This window comes from Methanoregula sp., assembly GCF_049690535.1.
GTDB lineage: Archaea > Halobacteriota > Methanomicrobia > Methanomicrobiales > Methanospirillaceae > Methanoregula.
Window position 1 is genome coordinate 1 of sequence record NZ_JBAVMX010000116.1, and the last position, 13,678, is coordinate 13,678.

General features: G+C 54.7%; 22 protein-coding genes and 1 pseudogene. 10 read left to right on the plus strand and 13 right to left on the minus strand.

Translation table 11 applies throughout. The annotated features are described in order from the left end of the window. The coding region (locus tag WCE46_RS09195; RefSeq protein WP_424733404.1) for a flavin reductase family protein at window positions 1-449 on the plus strand (449 nt) is incomplete at its 5' end. A 152-nt stretch (window positions 450-601) separates the two neighbouring features. On the opposite strand, the gene WCE46_RS09200 is transcribed toward WCE46_RS09195, so the two are convergent. Next, complete coding sequence (locus WCE46_RS09200) at window positions 602-949, minus strand: hypothetical protein (protein WP_424733405.1); 348 nt, start codon at window positions 947-949, stop codon at window positions 602-604. Between the two features lie 201 nt (window positions 950-1,150). After that, entirely contained in the window at window positions 1,151-1,750 is a 600-nt protein-coding gene (locus WCE46_RS09205) for a DUF2179 domain-containing protein (protein WP_424733406.1), read from the minus strand. 259 nt (window positions 1,751-2,009) lie between these two features. Here WCE46_RS09205 and WCE46_RS09210 point away from each other — a divergent pair, with 259 nt between their 5' ends. Continuing rightward, entirely contained in the window at window positions 2,010-2,159 is a 150-nt protein-coding gene (locus WCE46_RS09210; RefSeq protein WP_424733407.1) for a hypothetical protein, read from the plus strand. A 59-nt stretch (window positions 2,160-2,218) separates the two neighbouring features. Here the strand turns inward: WCE46_RS09210 and WCE46_RS09215 are convergent, their stop codons facing one another. Both WCE46_RS09215 and WCE46_RS09220 read right to left on the minus strand, forming a co-directional pair. Further along, window positions 2,219-2,623, minus strand: coding sequence for a MarR family transcriptional regulator (locus WCE46_RS09215; RefSeq protein WP_424733425.1), 405 nt, complete (start codon window positions 2,621-2,623; stop codon window positions 2,219-2,221). Between the two features lie 79 nt (window positions 2,624-2,702). Beyond that, window positions 2,703-2,891: a hypothetical protein gene (locus WCE46_RS09220; RefSeq protein ID WP_424733408.1), complete on the minus strand. Its 189-nt coding sequence runs from the start codon at window positions 2,889-2,891 to the stop codon at window positions 2,703-2,705. 205 nt (window positions 2,892-3,096) lie between these two features. On the opposite strand from WCE46_RS09220, the gene WCE46_RS09225 reads away from it, so the two are divergent. From WCE46_RS09225 to WCE46_RS09250, 6 genes are all read left to right on the plus strand, one after another. Continuing rightward, the gene (locus WCE46_RS09225) at window positions 3,097-3,501 is read left to right on the plus strand and encodes a hypothetical protein (protein ID WP_424733409.1); all 405 of its coding nucleotides are present in this window, start codon (window positions 3,097-3,099) and stop codon (window positions 3,499-3,501) included. Between the two features lie 70 nt (window positions 3,502-3,571). Further along, window positions 3,572-3,919 (plus strand): hypothetical protein, encoded by a 348-nt coding sequence (locus WCE46_RS09230; protein WP_424733410.1) that lies wholly within the window; start codon window positions 3,572-3,574, stop codon window positions 3,917-3,919. Window positions 3,920-3,944: 25 nt separating this feature from the next. Next, complete coding sequence (locus WCE46_RS09235) at window positions 3,945-4,418, plus strand: HEAT repeat domain-containing protein (protein WP_424733411.1); 474 nt, start codon at window positions 3,945-3,947, stop codon at window positions 4,416-4,418. 76 nt (window positions 4,419-4,494) lie between these two features. After that, window positions 4,495-4,956: a phosphate-starvation-inducible PsiE family protein gene (locus WCE46_RS09240; protein WP_424733412.1), complete on the plus strand. Its 462-nt coding sequence runs from the start codon at window positions 4,495-4,497 to the stop codon at window positions 4,954-4,956. Window positions 4,957-5,053: 97 nt separating this feature from the next. Further along, a complete protein-coding gene (locus WCE46_RS09245; RefSeq protein WP_424733413.1) occupies window positions 5,054-5,962 on the plus strand; it encodes an ATP-binding cassette domain-containing protein in 909 nt (302 codons plus the stop codon). Between the two features lies 1 nt (window position 5,963). Next, window positions 5,964-6,749 carry an ABC transporter permease gene (locus WCE46_RS09250; protein WP_424733414.1) on the plus strand — a complete coding sequence of 262 codons (786 nt, stop codon included), beginning with the start codon at window positions 5,964-5,966 and terminating at the stop codon, window positions 6,747-6,749. Between the two features lie 18 nt (window positions 6,750-6,767). Here the strand turns inward: WCE46_RS09250 and WCE46_RS09255 are convergent, their stop codons facing one another. After that, on the minus strand, window positions 6,768-7,364 hold the full coding sequence (locus tag WCE46_RS09255; protein ID WP_424733415.1) for a hypothetical protein: 597 nt from the start codon (window positions 7,362-7,364) through the stop codon (window positions 6,768-6,770). 152 nt (window positions 7,365-7,516) lie between these two features. On the opposite strand from WCE46_RS09255, the gene WCE46_RS09260 reads away from it, so the two are divergent. Then, window positions 7,517-7,738, plus strand: coding sequence for a hypothetical protein (locus WCE46_RS09260; RefSeq protein ID WP_424733416.1), 222 nt, complete (start codon window positions 7,517-7,519; stop codon window positions 7,736-7,738). On the opposite strand, the gene WCE46_RS09265 is transcribed toward WCE46_RS09260, so the two are convergent. Beyond that, window positions 7,735-8,292 carry a HemK2/MTQ2 family protein methyltransferase gene (locus WCE46_RS09265; RefSeq protein ID WP_424733417.1) on the minus strand — a complete coding sequence of 186 codons (558 nt, stop codon included), beginning with the start codon at window positions 8,290-8,292 and terminating at the stop codon, window positions 7,735-7,737. The two genes, WCE46_RS09260 and WCE46_RS09265, sit on opposite strands and share 4 nt — an antisense overlap. Window positions 8,293-8,400: 108 nt before the next feature. Between WCE46_RS09265 and WCE46_RS09270 the strand changes: the two genes are divergently transcribed. Then, complete coding sequence (locus tag WCE46_RS09270; protein WP_424733418.1) at window positions 8,401-8,670, plus strand: DUF4405 domain-containing protein; 270 nt, start codon at window positions 8,401-8,403, stop codon at window positions 8,668-8,670. A gap of 570 nt (window positions 8,671-9,240) precedes the next feature. Here WCE46_RS09270 and rsmA read toward each other — a convergent pair. From rsmA to WCE46_RS09305, 7 genes and pseudogenes are all read right to left on the minus strand, one after another. Beyond that, on the minus strand, window positions 9,241-10,005 hold the full coding sequence (gene rsmA, locus WCE46_RS09275) for a 16S rRNA (adenine(1518)-N(6)/adenine(1519)-N(6))-dimethyltransferase RsmA (protein WP_424733419.1): 765 nt from the start codon (window positions 10,003-10,005) through the stop codon (window positions 9,241-9,243). Continuing rightward, window positions 10,002-10,565 (minus strand): DUF655 domain-containing protein, encoded by a 564-nt coding sequence (locus WCE46_RS09280; protein ID WP_424733420.1) that lies wholly within the window; start codon window positions 10,563-10,565, stop codon window positions 10,002-10,004. The genes rsmA and WCE46_RS09280 overlap by 4 nt, the downstream gene beginning before the upstream one ends. Before the next feature lie 12 nt (window positions 10,566-10,577). Further along, window positions 10,578-10,928: an RNA polymerase Rpb4 family protein gene (locus WCE46_RS09285; RefSeq protein WP_424733421.1), complete on the minus strand. Its 351-nt coding sequence runs from the start codon at window positions 10,926-10,928 to the stop codon at window positions 10,578-10,580. 22 nt (window positions 10,929-10,950) lie between these two features. After that, window positions 10,951-11,241 carry a 50S ribosomal protein L21e gene (locus WCE46_RS09290; RefSeq protein WP_424733422.1) on the minus strand — a complete coding sequence of 97 codons (291 nt, stop codon included), beginning with the start codon at window positions 11,239-11,241 and terminating at the stop codon, window positions 10,951-10,953. 3 nt (window positions 11,242-11,244) lie between these two features. Continuing rightward, the gene (locus WCE46_RS09295) at window positions 11,245-12,477 is read right to left on the minus strand and encodes a tRNA pseudouridine(54/55) synthase Pus10 (protein ID WP_424733423.1); all 1,233 of its coding nucleotides are present in this window, start codon (window positions 12,475-12,477) and stop codon (window positions 11,245-11,247) included. Next, complete coding sequence (gene trmY, locus WCE46_RS09300; protein ID WP_424733424.1) at window positions 12,468-13,043, minus strand: tRNA (pseudouridine(54)-N(1))-methyltransferase TrmY; 576 nt, start codon at window positions 13,041-13,043, stop codon at window positions 12,468-12,470. The genes WCE46_RS09295 and trmY overlap by 10 nt, the downstream gene beginning before the upstream one ends. A gap of 1 nt (window position 13,044) precedes the next feature. Beyond that, a pseudogene (locus tag WCE46_RS09305) lies at window positions 13,045-13,678 on the minus strand (signal recognition particle protein Srp19); the annotation flags it as partial.

The window sequence follows — 13,678 nt, forward strand, 5'->3', positions numbered from 1 at the left end:
TCGCCTGCATGGCGCCCCCGATGGTCTGCGTAGCGCTCAACAAGATGCGGTATACCGTAAAGGGCATCGAAGAGAACAAGACCTTTTCCCTGAATGTGCCGTCGGTTCAGCAGGTTGTTGAGACCGATCACTGCGGCCTTGTCTCCGGTACGCAGACGGACAAGTCAAAAGTCTTCCGCTCGACCTATGGCAAACTGAAGACCGCCCCCCTTGCGGAGGAGTGTCCGGTCAACATCGAGTGCAGGCTGTTCAAATCCGTTGACTGCGGGAGCCACCTGCTATATATCGGAGAGGTCGTGGAGATCCATGCCGATGCTTCCTGCCTGACCGACGGGAAACCGGATATCGCAAAGATCAAACCGATCGTCTACGCCCAGGCTGCTTATTTCGGTGTGGGTAAGCAGGTTGAGAAGGCTTTCTCGGCGGGGAAAAAGTATCCGGTAAAGTAATGCCTAGTGCTTTCCCGGAAAAAATCTTTTTTATTATCGAATCTGCACGATCACAGCCGCACCGGCTCTTCACGACTGCCCGTTAAAAAGGGGACGCGATAAATGTTGGTGGCTCAAAAGACGGTACAAGCATCCGCGGTTTCCCGCAGGTATCAGCAGTTGACGTGCAGAACCGCGACAAAAGGCCGGCTCTCTTCCGCGATCATATCGAGAATTTCCGGTGTCGGCCGGATCACTGCATCATACTCTCCCACCAGATCCCGGGCATCAGGCGTAAGGGGAAGATCGCCATACTGACCCGTCCCGACGTAGACAATTTCCGGGCGTTCCCCGGTAAGAAAACCGAGCTCGGCCCCGGAAAGAGGCGTATGCCCATAGGTCACCTTGAACTTTTTTGAGGGCTTTTTCTGCCGCTTTGTCACGCTCCCGTCGGTGTGGATAATCACGTCATGGTCATAGCGCACCCGGTCGATCTCCACCCAGCCGTTTTTTGTCTTCATCGCGGCATCCTGTCCATGAGGGAGTCTGTTATGCCATGACTTGAGATTATCCGATGTACACCCCAATAGGACTCCGTAGCAACCTGCACATGACAGGAGCCCTCCAGCACATACGATAGTAACCCGAAAACAGGTGCAGCAAAAAACAGGGGATACTATCTCTTTATCGGATCCTCACCGTAAGACCGTCAGATCTGCCGGTTATTTCCCGACCTGCCGGTACCGCAGCGAGCTGATCCACCCGAAGATCCCCTTTGATCTCCGCGCCGGGAACACGCCTTCGGCGACCGATTTCACTTCCTCGACAGAATAGAACGCTTTCGGGTGGTATTCCTTGATGATACCGACCACATGGGCGAGGTCCTTTCGCTTGATGATCGTAAAGACCATCTTCACCGGGCCGGTACCCCCTTCGCCATCGATGCTCGTGACGCCGTAGTCATGGGCCCGGAGGTACTGCATCAGGGCCGTGGGATCTTCCTTGGTGATGATCCGTACGCTGGTAAGGCCAAGCGAGAGTTTTTCCTCGATTGCCATCCCGACAAAGGTCCCGGTCGCAAAACCGGCCCCATAGGCGATGTAACAGACAGCGTTTGTCAGGTTGTTCATGACCTGACCGATAGCGACGAGCCAGATAATCACTTCAAAAAAACCGATGAACGATGGGAGATACTTTATCCCCTTCGACATGAAGATAACCCGGATCGTGTCCAGACTCATATCGCAGATACGCGCACAAAAGATCAGGAGAGGTACAATAACAAAGGTGAAGATTTCAGGTGAAATAATCGATGCACTCATGATTGCCACCATCCCGTTTTTACGGATTTTTCGGTTTTTGTACTCGGATGCCTGATATTATAGTCCTTATCCGGCATCAATGATTTCCCCCGGCTCTCTCATAGTTTCCCGTACCATGCCGGTTGTAGGCCGGCACTACCTGGTGCAGCAGGAAGTAAAACCTGATCGGAAACAAAAGTCACGGATGCAATCAACACTTTTTTAAGGACAGAGACAGTAAAAAGACCACACAGTGAACAGTACGGCAGATGAATGACCGATGCTCCCCAACCATGCATACCTGTCCCTTGTAATTCCTCCGCAGGATCGTATCCTGCTTGCAATAGCCCTTCTGTTTATTGCCGCCGTACTTGCCTATTTTCTGGTAAAAGCCCTGCTCTTTTCTGCGGAGCGGGAATCCAGCCTGTAGATCAGGTCTGACGGAAGGCAGCCCGGAAAAAGAGGGTACCACGAGAGGTCTGTCCACACTTATGTGAGGTAATCCCGGAGTTTATGCGCAAGGGCCATTTTTCTCCGGATCGTATCTTCCTTTTCAGTCCTGATTTGTTCGATAATTCCAGCAATGGGCTGTGACAGTCTGACGACGTTCTGTGGCCGGCCGATCGAATCTGACCGTTCAAGCCTGCTTGTGATCCAGCCCTGCTCTCTGAGGTACTGCATCGCAATGCTGACTTCCGGCTGGCGGAGATCGGCTCCCCTCTCGATATCACGGGAGGTAGCTTCGGGTGTATTCCCCAGAAATACCAATACTTTTGATACGGTACGGGGAACCCCTATCCCGATCAGGATACGGGTTAACTCATCTTCTTTCTCGGTAAAATACTGTACCTTCCTTCCCGTCAGGTTCTCCCTCTCCTCTGGCCAATATGTAATTCAGACTGTACATTTAGGGTACTATAATGATTGCGATGACAGGATTGTGATGATACCGTGCCTGTTTTTTTACAGGGGGTTAAACCATGCGGATAATCTTAACCTGGATCTTGTCACCCATTTTTTTTATTTCCACGTTGATCTGCTTTTCATTATACGAGATTTTATGTACGCCATATTTACCAGATGCAATAATTCTCTGGAGTTTTACCATATCCGACCGGGGCATCCGCCGGAAATCATCATCTACAAAAACGACAGTTGCCATGAGTTCTCCCTGCATGCATCCCATAAACAGGGATACATGGAATACCAACCATTTCACCGGGAAATGTATCAACTTTCTTGAAGGGATCTTTTCCGGGCGTTTAAAGGTCTTTTTTCAACCCGGTTTGTGGATTTAACGCGTATCTGCGATTTTTTATGAGGAAAGATTAAATATCGTATCCCTTCATATCCCTATATGATTTACTATGAGCAGGGAGAAGATTAAGGTTCCAGGTAACGTGTATGAAGAGCTGGTCGCTCTTGAGCGTGAGATCCATTTCACGCTGGACACCCAGGATACCGTGCGCCGGGCGGAAGACCGGGGGTATATGGCAGCGGCAAACTGGATCCGGCAGAACGAGAATGCATATAAGGTCGGCTTCTCGTGGGGATTTGAACCCGAGGCTGCTGAATCGCACAGTATGATCCGGGACGTTCCCGAACGGGAGGAACCGGCCCAGCGGAGGACTGTCTCCCACCCGCCACCCATTCAGGCCAGCCGGCCCCAGCCCCAGCCAAGCCGGTCTCCCATACGGAAATCTTCATCCAGCTCCGGCAGTGGGAATGGCATTATTGCAGGGATCAAAAACTGGATCAATAAATATTTTTGATCTTCACTCTCCATTTTTAGCGGGAACCGGTACACCGGGAAATACTTTTATCTAGGAAGTTACGATTTTTATGGCACGCGAACTCAGCGAAAAGGATATTGCAATCCTAAAAAAACTCGCACCTGAATGCGGGGATCTCACCTGTGGCGGATCGGGACACCAGTTCCACGCGATCCTGCCCCCGGTCTCCAACCATTTTGCAGAAAGTGCCGAGGATTTTACAGGAAGGATCAGCAGACTTTCCGATGATGAACTGGCATACATAACTGAAAAGATCCTCACTGGGGATGAAGGGCTTGGGTGTGTGGAGGTCGAGGACGCGGAAGCGCTCGTGAAACTCATCCATGACCGGATCTCTCCGGAGATGGCAAATAAAGTGATCGCAGCCTACGAATCCGGCGCTGAATGCGATCGCTGATCCCGCCACTGTAATCGATCCTGTCATGACCGATATTACCCCCCTGCTCCTGGCTTTGGGCTCACCTGCGGTAAAGACCAGACGCGATGCAGCTGCCCGGCTTGGCACCTCCGGCGACCCTGCAGCAATGGCACCGCTCGTGCAGGCACTGACCGATACTCACCCGGCCGTCCGCCGGGAAGCAGCTCAGGCGCTCGGGCGGCTGGATGACTACCGGGCGGTACCGGGCCTCATCACCATGCTTGCCGATCCCGATCCTGACGTCAGGGCCGGTGCAATCTCTGCGCTCGGGAAACTGAAGGACCGGCGGGCGGTCATCCCGCTCGCCGGCTGCCTGAACGACCGCGATGACCGGATCCGTACCGGGGCGGCGGAGGTACTGGGCAGTCTTGGCGACCAGCGGGCAGCAGGACCGCTCATGAACGCAAAAAACGACACCTTCGAAGGCGTTAGGGATGCGGCATCCCGCGCCCTTGCCCGGATCCGGAAAAAGGCGTAACACCCGGCCATCTGCACCGGCCCACAATTTTTTATCCCGCATCGTCTACTTACTGGTACCTGTAAGAGTGTGTGTCATGCCAGAAAATCCCCCCGCTGCAAATACACCGGTAAACCAGCCCGGTCTCGAATACATCATCAAGTTCTTCGCGCTCGTCCCGATGGCACTCTACATGATCGTCGCTGCACTGCTCACGATCATCGCGGTCTTCTCAGTCTTCGATGCTGTGAAGATGATCTTTAATATGATCCTCGACCACGACGTTGCAGATGGTATCACGCTGGTGATCAACTCCCTGCTCCTCACGATCACCATCATCGTGCTCTTTGAGACGGTCACGGTCTATTTCAGGACCAAGCACGTCGAGGTGCGGGCGCTCCTTATCGCCGGCCTCACGGGTATGGTCAGGCACATCCTGATCTTCAACGTATCGACCACCAACGATGTATACATGATGTTTGCCGCTGTGGCCCTGCTCGCGGTTCTTATCGCCGGCATTGTCCTTGTAAAAAGCGAAGTGACGGCATCCCCGGTCTGATTTTTTTATATGCACCCTTTACACCCACTGCCGCTTTTTGTACCATCACGAGGATTTTATGGATGCGCCGTCCACTGATGGATACAGGGGAGATCTGATGCCCGCCATCATCGAAGCCGAAAACCTGACCAAGACCTACAACGATACGGTTGCCGTCAGCCATATCAGGTTCAGGGTAAACAAAGGCGAGATCTTCGGCTTCCTAGGTCCAAACGGCGCAGGAAAGACCACCACCATGCGGATGATCGAGTGCATCTCGCCCCGCACCTCGGGTACACTCCTCGTGTTCGGCATGGATCCCGACAAGAAACCGGCTGAAATCAAACAGCAGATAGGTGTCGTCCCGCAGGAGACGAACCTCGATCCGGACTTCACGTGCGTGGGAAACCTGCTCACCTATGCCCGGTACTTCGATATCCCCCCAGCTGAAGCAGAGAAAAGGGCCGGGAACCTGCTTGCGTTTGTGGCGCTCACCGAGAAGCGCGACTCATCCATCGAAAAACTCTCGGGAGGCATGAAACGCCGGCTCATCCTTGCCCGGGCGCTCATCAACAACCCCGGACTGCTCATCCTGGACGAGCCGACCATCGGCCTCGACCCGCAGGCACGCCACCTTATATGGGAACGCCTCCGGCTTCTCAGGGCGCAGGGCAACACTATCGTTCTTACCACCCATTATCTCGATGAGGCGGCCCGGCTCTGTGACCGACTTGTGATCATGGACCACGGTACGTTCCTTGTCGAAGGAACACCTGCAGATCTTGTCCGGGAACAGGTGGGAAGCGAAATCATCGAGATGGACAACACGCCCGAAGTGGTCGCCTGCCTTGAAGATCTTGGCGTGCCCTGTGAAATCCTTGGCGACCAGGTTCAGGTGGCAACGGACGCGTCCCGGGAGCTCGCAAAGACCCTGCTCGACCGGTGCAAAAAAAGCAGGGTGAGCACCCGGCCGGCGACGCTCGAAGACGTGTTCCTGAAACTGACCGGGAGGACGCTCCGGGAGTAACATGCCGTCCATCTGGTCGTTTCCCCGTATCACCCGTCGCGCAGGAAAGGTCTGGCAGCGCAACCTCGAGGTCTTTTTAAAGACCTGGAAGGTGAACTTCTTTCCGCCGTTTATCGAAGCTTTCCTCTACCTCTCCGCCATCGGTCTCGGGATCGGGACATACGTGGGTGTAATCGACGGCGTGCCGTATATCACCTATATCGCACCGGCCATCCTTGCGATCTCGGTGATGAACTCCGCATTCTTCGAGTGCACGTACGGTTCCTACGTGCGGATGTACTACCAGAAGAGTTTTGACGCGATCATCGCGACGCCGCTCTCAATTGAGGACGTCATCGCAGGAGAAATTCTCTGGGGCGCGACCCGGAGTGTCATCTCGGTTGCCGTCATGCTGCCAGTACTCGTTGCATTCGGGGTCATCTCGCTTCCCTTCTCCCTTTTTGCCATCCCGCTCGCGTTCCTTGGCGGGCTCATGTTTGCAGGCCTCGCGATGTGCTTTACCGCGATCACGCCGAGCATCGACACGCTCAACTACCCTTCGTTCCTGCTCATTACACCCATGATGCTCTTCTCGGGTACCTTCTTTCCCCTTTCGGTCCTTCCCGCGATCTTCCAGTATGTGGCCCTTGCAGTATTCCCACTTACACACCTTGTGGCGCTCATGCGGATGGCGACGCTCCCCTCGGTAAGCGCATTACTGCCGCTGCATATCGCGTGGATACTTGCCGCTACCGTAATATTCTGCGTAATCTCGATCAACCTGATGAGACGCAGGCTGATCGTGTGATATTCTGATGCCCCAAAATTACCGGAACCCGATCTGTTCTTTCGGGCGCCGGGCTGGGAAATACTGCTGCCAGAGGGGATCTGATGCGCCGGCCGCTCCATCAGGATGATTCTCCACCGGCGGCACCGAATAGCCGGCCTCCCGGATGGTGCGGAGCGCATCGTCAAGCAGGGCCACCTCCCGTTCAATATCAGCAAGAGGGAAATCACGGCGCAGTTCCAGCAGGAGGATCGCGATCTCATCCCTGATGGAGAGATCTGCGCTTCCCTTAACACCGCACATGCCCAATTCGTGGTAGCAGAGCAGTGTCCGGTACGCTTCCACGTACGCGGACAGGTCAAGGAAGAGTTCTTCGCGGAAGGTCCGGCCTCCCTGATGTTCGAGAGATTCCAGATCCCGGGTGATGCGGTCGTACTCCGCCAGGGATCCCATGAGCGCGGCGTTGCCCCTGAACGGGGCCAGGACTTCATGCAGGGGATACTGTTCGAAATACGGCGCGCCGGCCCGGTACCTCCCGAAACTACTTCGTTCAGCGGCGTGATCGCGGGTCTCCTGCACGGCCGTGTCGTACTGGTGCAGGCGGTGCCTGATAGCGTCGGTGGTTGGTGTGTCCATGGGGTTACCTGCAGATGTATCGGTAAATCGGGAAACAAATGAGTGAAAAACTGCTCCAGATATTGCCGGTTTTTCCTTAAATATGTTGATTCCCCCGTCACTTTCCTGGAACCCGAAACACGAAAAATATCCGGGATCCGCACCCGGCGGTGATGACTGCACAACAAAAAGGCTACTACCTAGCCCGGCGTACAGTAGACGGATTCATGAAAAGTCTGCGCCAGTTTGTCTTTTTCTTCCTGCTCTCCTGTACAGGACTGCTCTGGGCAGCGTTTCTGCTCTTAAACAGCAGTTGGTTTTGGCCGGGGCTCGCGATGATCGGTCTTATTCCTGCAACAAACGTTGTCGTGCTCATCCTCTGGCTGAGAAGTTAGGTTCTGGTTCCGGTGATCCGGAGCACGAAGAGCTCCTCGTCCTCAACGGTCTGCCGCCGTATCACGTCTGCAGAAAAATTGTGACCGACAAAGATCTCCCTGACTGCGGAAAGCCCGGTGAGCGAGGAGATCAAAAGGAGTATCCTGCCCCCCGGGGCGAGTACATCACCGACAGAGATGGCAAACCGCTCAATCACCGCCCGCCCGGTGGCGCCGCCATCCAGCGCATATTCCAGCCAGTCGTCGATGCGTTCATCCGGCTGTGTCGGGAGATACGGCGGATTGAAGATAACCAGATCAAAGGTGCCCCTGATGCCTGAACAGAGATCACTCTGCACCACATCCAGTCCTTTCCCTCGTGCACAAAAGACCGCGTGGGGGTTGATATCGGTCGCCACAATATCGCAGTCCTGCACCAGTGCCGCAGCGATGCTCCCTGAACCGGTGCCGAGCTCCAGCACCCGGTCCCCGGGTTTTACTTCGGCCTGTGCTGCGGCAAGAAGCAGGAACGTGTCAGCCTCGGGCTGGTACACCTGCGCAGGATCGTAAGGCATGACACAAAAATAGGGCGGGGGGGTTGAAAAGGGATCGCCCGCACTTCCGACATCTCCCTTGCCACGTACACAAAACAATATCATCGAGCAGGTAGAAACGAAGATCAAATGGACAACATAATCCTCAAATGGCTGGTCGATCTTGCACTGGGCATCTCCTTTTTTGTTTGCTTCATCACCGGCCTTTTGAAATACACGGTACTGCTGCAGGTAACCGGGCTCAGTAACGTGGTCCTTCCCTCCGCATTCATCTCAGATCTCCATGACTGGTCTGGTATTATCCTCGGTCTCCTCGTCTTCCTCCACCTGTACCTGAACCGCCGGTGGATCATTACCATGACACGGAAAATACTTACCAATACCCCATCGGATCCCTGAACGCCGGCATAGAGTCAACCGGTAGTTCGGGAAAACAATGAGATCTGATAAAAACTCTGGGTTTGGGTTCCCTGAATTCCGGTACTCTGCTGTTCCCGGTTCTACCGGTAAACCTTCTGATGTATGCTTAATGAGCCGGTTCGGACACGTGCCGGTCTCGATTCTCTCACGGCGTATTCACGCATTTTATTAACGGATTCTACCCCCATTTGGGATGCGGCCTGCGTAACGTTCCGCAGTGATCTAGACTCTACATTTTCCGGGATAGCATAAACCTACCGGTAGTTTATACGGAGAAAGATAGCGTTTTGCCTGAACGGTTACACCCAATAGGGGAAATAGCGGGGGAAAAATATCGGTTTCGGGTTTTTGCCTGAAATTTCGGGAGTGTAAGAAAAAATCCTGAATAAATCATGAGGTTCTGCGAACCATAGACCTGAACCCGCCGCAGGGCTTCCTGCCGGGGGAGACAGATCTCATCATCCATACCTAAAGTCCCAAAGAGAAAAACGTCTCAAAATGGAGCCCATTTGCAACAATTTACATCGGGATAAGATAAGGAGGAGAATCTTACTCGAAATTTGCTATCGTTGCAAAATCTTCAAGGTACAGTTCTTCCGGCCGACTCTGGAGGATTTCGCCGGGAAGTGCGTCAATCACCCGTTCCGCCCATGCGTGGTCAAGGATGCCTGAAGAGCCCCGAAGACCGTTCCGCACCGTCTTTCGCCGGTGAGTGAAGAGTGCCAGCACCACATTTGCATACCGTTTCTTGTCGTTGACCCCGAAGATCGGCGGGCGGGGGACAATCTTCACGACCATCGAATGAACCTGAGGTTTTGGCGAGAAACAGGTAGGCGGGAGCGTGAAACACCGCTGGACGGTCGCATAGGTCTGGATCATGATTGAAAGCCGGCCACAGTCCTTCGTGCCTGCCGGGGCGACCATACGCTCGGCAAACTCCTGCTGGAACATCAGCACCGCCACCGAAAAGCCGATATCGAGAAGCCGGAAGGTAATCTTCGATGAAACTGAGTACGGGAGGTTAGAGACCACCATCTTAAACGGGGGGAGCTCGCACCGGGTCGCATCCCCGTGCGTTATCGAGAGCGTTCCCTTCTGGATCTCTTCAGAAAAAATTTCGGCAAGCACTTCACAGAGCTGCCCGTCCAGTTCCACCGCATGGACAATGGCGCCCCGGTCAAGCAGGGCCCGGGTCAGCGCCCCGTTTCCCGGCCCAACCTCAAGGACCGTCTTTCCCTTCACGTCCTCAAGGTCCGCGATCCGGTTTATCGCGTTTTTATCGATAAGAAAATGCTGGTCGTGACGGGCTTTCATTTCGTGGTAAATAGATGGTACTTGACGTCCTTGTCCTGCAGCTCTTCGAGGATCCGCGCCTGGATCATCTTCTCCGGGTGGGGGATCGACTTGATCCGGGTCGAAATATCCACAAAACTCTCAAAGGGCTTTTTGTTCCTGGACTCGAGGACTTCCCACATCAGTTTCTTCCCGATACCAGGCAGAAGGTGGAGCATGTGGAGTTTGGGCGTGATCGAGATCGCCTTGTTAAAAAACGTGACAAAATCAACTTCCCGCTCTTTGACGACCTGCTCGATCATGAACGGCAGTTCGCCTTTTGCCGTGGGAGTCAAATCGTCGTAGCTGATCCGGCGCTTCACGCGTTCGATCTTGTCCCTCTCGGAATCGCCGATATAGACCTTATCGTGGAGGTTGATGACGATACCGGGTTTGGGGATCAGTTCCAGTAACTTGAACTGCTCAAGCCCCATTGCCTGCACAACAGGTTCACGCTTAAACTGGGGCCGCGGATCGTCAGCGTGCCCTTTCATGAGCACATCCAGTACGATCGCGTTGACCTCTTTTTTCTCGGCCTTCATGAGTGAACACCTCTAGAAGTGTGCCATGACAAGGTCGATAATAGAATCTATCTCAGCGGGATCGAGCGTGTACCGCTCTTTCGCAAAGATCGCCCGCACTTCATCACGGCTTTTCGGCATGATATTTGCGATACGGTAGGCGATCTCCGGCTTCATCTTCTCGAGCTTGAGAAGCTTGTCCACGAGTTCCTTGGATTTCTCGGGAGTTGTCTTCGCAAGCTGATTGGCATGTTCCATACACCGCCTGAACTCATAGGACATCTCCCTCTCGGCAGCGATCCTCTCTGATTCCACGCCCAAAAGAACCGCGCGGAGTTCAGGGAGCGTAACCTTTTCTTCGCTAAGAATACCCTTCACTTTCATGCCAATCACCTGACAAATGAGTTTACTTTTGTGCTTTTAGATGTTGCGGTCGTGCAATGACCGTCTTTTCCGCATTGCCGTCATGAATGGTGAGCATCCATGCGCGACCGCGTCTGCCAATCACGGTGCCCGTAAGCCCGTGGAAACGGCGGTGCGGCATTCCCTTCTGGATGCTTGAGTTCACTACGATGTGAACCTTGTCGCCGACCTCAAACTTCTGGATAACGGAGGTGACCGGCGGCAGACCGCGCTGTCGTAAATCTTTCTTGAATTTATACCGTGTTTTCTTTCTGGGTCCATTGTGGTGTGCCATTGTTTAATCTCCCTCCTTTGGTCCTTCTACTTGCACGACATCAAGACTGGTGACGTGCGCCGATCGTTGCAGGATCTCGGCAAGACTCGGGATGGTCCTACCCTGATCGCCGGATATGAGTTCCTTGATGTAGAGGCCGGCTTCGCCCAGGACTTCAAGGACGAACTTTCCGTCCTGCTCCCCTACATACTCAACATCCAGGACTTTACGCTCCCGGACCTTATCAGCTCTCCGGTGAGCGACCCGCATGGGCGTGCGCTGCTGTATTGTGACGCCCTTTAAGGTTTTCAGGGCATTTGCGAGTTCTCCCGCAGATACCTGCCCTTCAACCTCAACCAGGATCCTGTATTTTTTATGCGCTTTACTTGATTTAAGAGTTTCCACATCCGCCCGGTCGCTCCAGTGCGAAAGGGCAACCGAAACCCGTCCTTCTGCAGTCCGGTTGATCTCCGATTCAAGGGCGGCAAGATCCATGGTGCGCTTTCTGGGGGCGATGACTTCAAGGATAAACGGCCTGCCGGTCCCTACGCAACGGGCGTCGATATCTTCCCTGCCGGCCCCGTGCAGCACAGCATCCTCCGCATCGAAGGCCTCAATGACCGGCCTGCCGATCAGCTCTTCCACCGAGTCCAGGTACTGCTTGCCGGTATAGTTGCACTTTTCGCAGCCGGCCCCTTTGCAGGCCCGGCAGTTCCAGTGGGTCTGTGGGATACCGCGCTCGAACTTCTGGTACCTGCCATAGAACAGGATCGAGCTTATCTGGATATCGACCATGCCAGTCGCCGGGTCAAGCAGGGCGGTGATATCGGGTCGTTTGAAGTCCACAGTCTTTCCCGTGAGCGCCGATACTGCTTTTCCCACCTCCCGGTTCACCTCGGACTTGAACGGTTCCGGTTCGCCAAGGGAGAGATCGCTCCAGACCATCTCCTCGTTCTCTGCAACCAGCGGCGGGACCCGGCAGCCGACAAGGAACGTCGAGTACTCAAACCCCTCCATCGCGGCAACCACTTTTTGCGCCCATTCGGGCACCGCATCAAAGAAGTTGCCGCAGATCCAGCAGGTGCCCGAGAACCGCTCGTACGGCTGGTTTAAGGCCAGTGCCCGTGCAATCCTGAGCCCACGGCCCCGTTCATCATCAGAAAGACCATGCGAGCGCTTGCCAAAGAACCGCCCGAGGCAGTGATCGCAGCAGTCCCCGTAGGTGAGAATCTTTTCGACCTGTTCGTTTATTTCCATCCGTTTTTCCTCCGGTCAATCTCATTTGAGATGACCGTAATCGTGTGATCGGCATGCAGGCAGACCGGCCCGACCGAATAACGCAGAGCGTCCTTCACGAGCGCCTCCTCGGAGTCTGTAAAATTCTGGTGATCCGAGAGCAGGAATGCATCCGGGACGGCCGGAACCGTTCGGATATCGGTGCCTTTCTCGTCAAGCACCGCAAACGTGTGCTCCGTGAACAGGCGCTCAAGGCCGCCGTTTCTCACGTACACCCCGGGGGATGCTTCGCGAAATTCACTCCCGCAGGGAATGGAGAGCGCCTTTTTGATAAGTGCCCCAGCACTCCGTTCAACAGGAGAGAGCGACCGTATCCCGCTTCCCTGGAACTGCACGGTCTTTGGCCCCTTTGGCCCGCCGAGGAGGACAAGGGAGCAGTCCACGTCCCGGCGCAGGTCGTGCGAGAGGAACAGCGATGCGGTCACACACCGGCAGAGCACATCCATGCGCCCTGCCCCCGGGAGATCGTTTAAGGAAAACTCCCCGTCCGTGCGGGCAAGATGCCCGACAATCGCAAACGAGGTCATTTCACTGCATTCCGGAGAAGCGTTTCATCAGGCGCTGCATGTTGAATTTCCCGCCGCCACCTGCACCCCGCAGCCCCTTGAGGGTCTTGTGCATCATCTTGTAATATTTTAAAAGTTCCCGCACTTCCTCTGGGGTGCCGCCGGCGCCCCGGGCGATCCGCTGCATCCGGGAACTGTTGATGAGGCCGGGATCGTCAAGTTCCTTTGGCGTCATCGAGTCCATGAGGATCCGGTACCGCACCATCTTGGTACTCGTGACATCGTAAACTCCCTCGGGAAGCTGCATGTTCCCCATCGGGAGCATGCTCATGATCTGCTTTAAGGGGCCCATCTTGTTGAGGGCTTCGAGCTGCTTGTACATGTCGCGGAGGGTGAAGTGGCCCTTCATCATCGCTTCCATGTCCACCTCCTCAGCCATCTGGGCCTCCTGGACCTTCTCATAGAGTGCCTGGAGATCGCCCATCCCGAGGAGCCTGGAGATAAAACCGTTCGCATCGAAGCGTTCGAGGTCTTCGATGGTCTCTCCCGCCCCAATAAAGACAATACCGCTCTTTGTCTCGGCAACGGCAGAGAGGGCGCCGCCGCCTTTTGCAGTGCCGTCCATCTTGGTAATGATCACGCCGTCTATCCCGATC

Bases quoted from the DNA above. Each gene is read 5' to 3' on its own strand.
- WCE46_RS09200 (WP_424733405.1), bottom strand. From the start codon at position 949: ATGAAGACAAAAAACGGCTGGGTGGAGATCGACCGGGTGCGCTATGAC.
- WCE46_RS09205 (WP_424733406.1), bottom strand. From the start codon at position 1,750: ATGAGTGCATCGATTATTTCACCTGAAATCTTCACCTTTGTTATTGTA.
- WCE46_RS09210 (WP_424733407.1), top strand. From the start codon at position 2,010: ATGCTCCCCAACCATGCATACCTGTCCCTTGTAATTCCTCCGCAGGAT.
- WCE46_RS09220 (WP_424733408.1), bottom strand. From the start codon at position 2,891: ATGGCAACTGTCGTTTTTGTAGATGATGATTTCCGGCGGATGCCCCGG.
- WCE46_RS09225 (WP_424733409.1), top strand. From the start codon at position 3,097: ATGAGCAGGGAGAAGATTAAGGTTCCAGGTAACGTGTATGAAGAGCTG.
- WCE46_RS09230 (WP_424733410.1), top strand. From the start codon at position 3,572: ATGGCACGCGAACTCAGCGAAAAGGATATTGCAATCCTAAAAAAACTC.
- WCE46_RS09235 (WP_424733411.1), top strand. From the start codon at position 3,945: ATGACCGATATTACCCCCCTGCTCCTGGCTTTGGGCTCACCTGCGGTA.
- WCE46_RS09240 (WP_424733412.1), top strand. From the start codon at position 4,495: ATGCCAGAAAATCCCCCCGCTGCAAATACACCGGTAAACCAGCCCGGT.
- WCE46_RS09245 (WP_424733413.1), top strand. From the start codon at position 5,054: ATGCCCGCCATCATCGAAGCCGAAAACCTGACCAAGACCTACAACGAT.
- WCE46_RS09250 (WP_424733414.1), top strand. From the start codon at position 5,964: ATGCCGTCCATCTGGTCGTTTCCCCGTATCACCCGTCGCGCAGGAAAG.
- WCE46_RS09255 (WP_424733415.1), bottom strand. From the start codon at position 7,364: ATGGACACACCAACCACCGACGCTATCAGGCACCGCCTGCACCAGTAC.
- WCE46_RS09260 (WP_424733416.1), top strand. From the start codon at position 7,517: ATGACTGCACAACAAAAAGGCTACTACCTAGCCCGGCGTACAGTAGAC.
- WCE46_RS09265 (WP_424733417.1), bottom strand. From the start codon at position 8,292: ATGCCTTACGATCCTGCGCAGGTGTACCAGCCCGAGGCTGACACGTTC.
- WCE46_RS09270 (WP_424733418.1), top strand. From the start codon at position 8,401: ATGGACAACATAATCCTCAAATGGCTGGTCGATCTTGCACTGGGCATC.
- rsmA (WP_424733419.1), bottom strand. From the start codon at position 10,005: ATGAAAGCCCGTCACGACCAGCATTTTCTTATCGATAAAAACGCGATA.
- WCE46_RS09280 (WP_424733420.1), bottom strand. From the start codon at position 10,565: ATGAAGGCCGAGAAAAAAGAGGTCAACGCGATCGTACTGGATGTGCTC.
- WCE46_RS09285 (WP_424733421.1), bottom strand. From the start codon at position 10,928: ATGAAAGTGAAGGGTATTCTTAGCGAAGAAAAGGTTACGCTCCCTGAA.
- WCE46_RS09290 (WP_424733422.1), bottom strand. From the start codon at position 11,241: ATGGCACACCACAATGGACCCAGAAAGAAAACACGGTATAAATTCAAG.
- WCE46_RS09295 (WP_424733423.1), bottom strand. From the start codon at position 12,477: ATGGAAATAAACGAACAGGTCGAAAAGATTCTCACCTACGGGGACTGC.
- trmY (WP_424733424.1), bottom strand. From the start codon at position 13,043: ATGACCTCGTTTGCGATTGTCGGGCATCTTGCCCGCACGGACGGGGAG.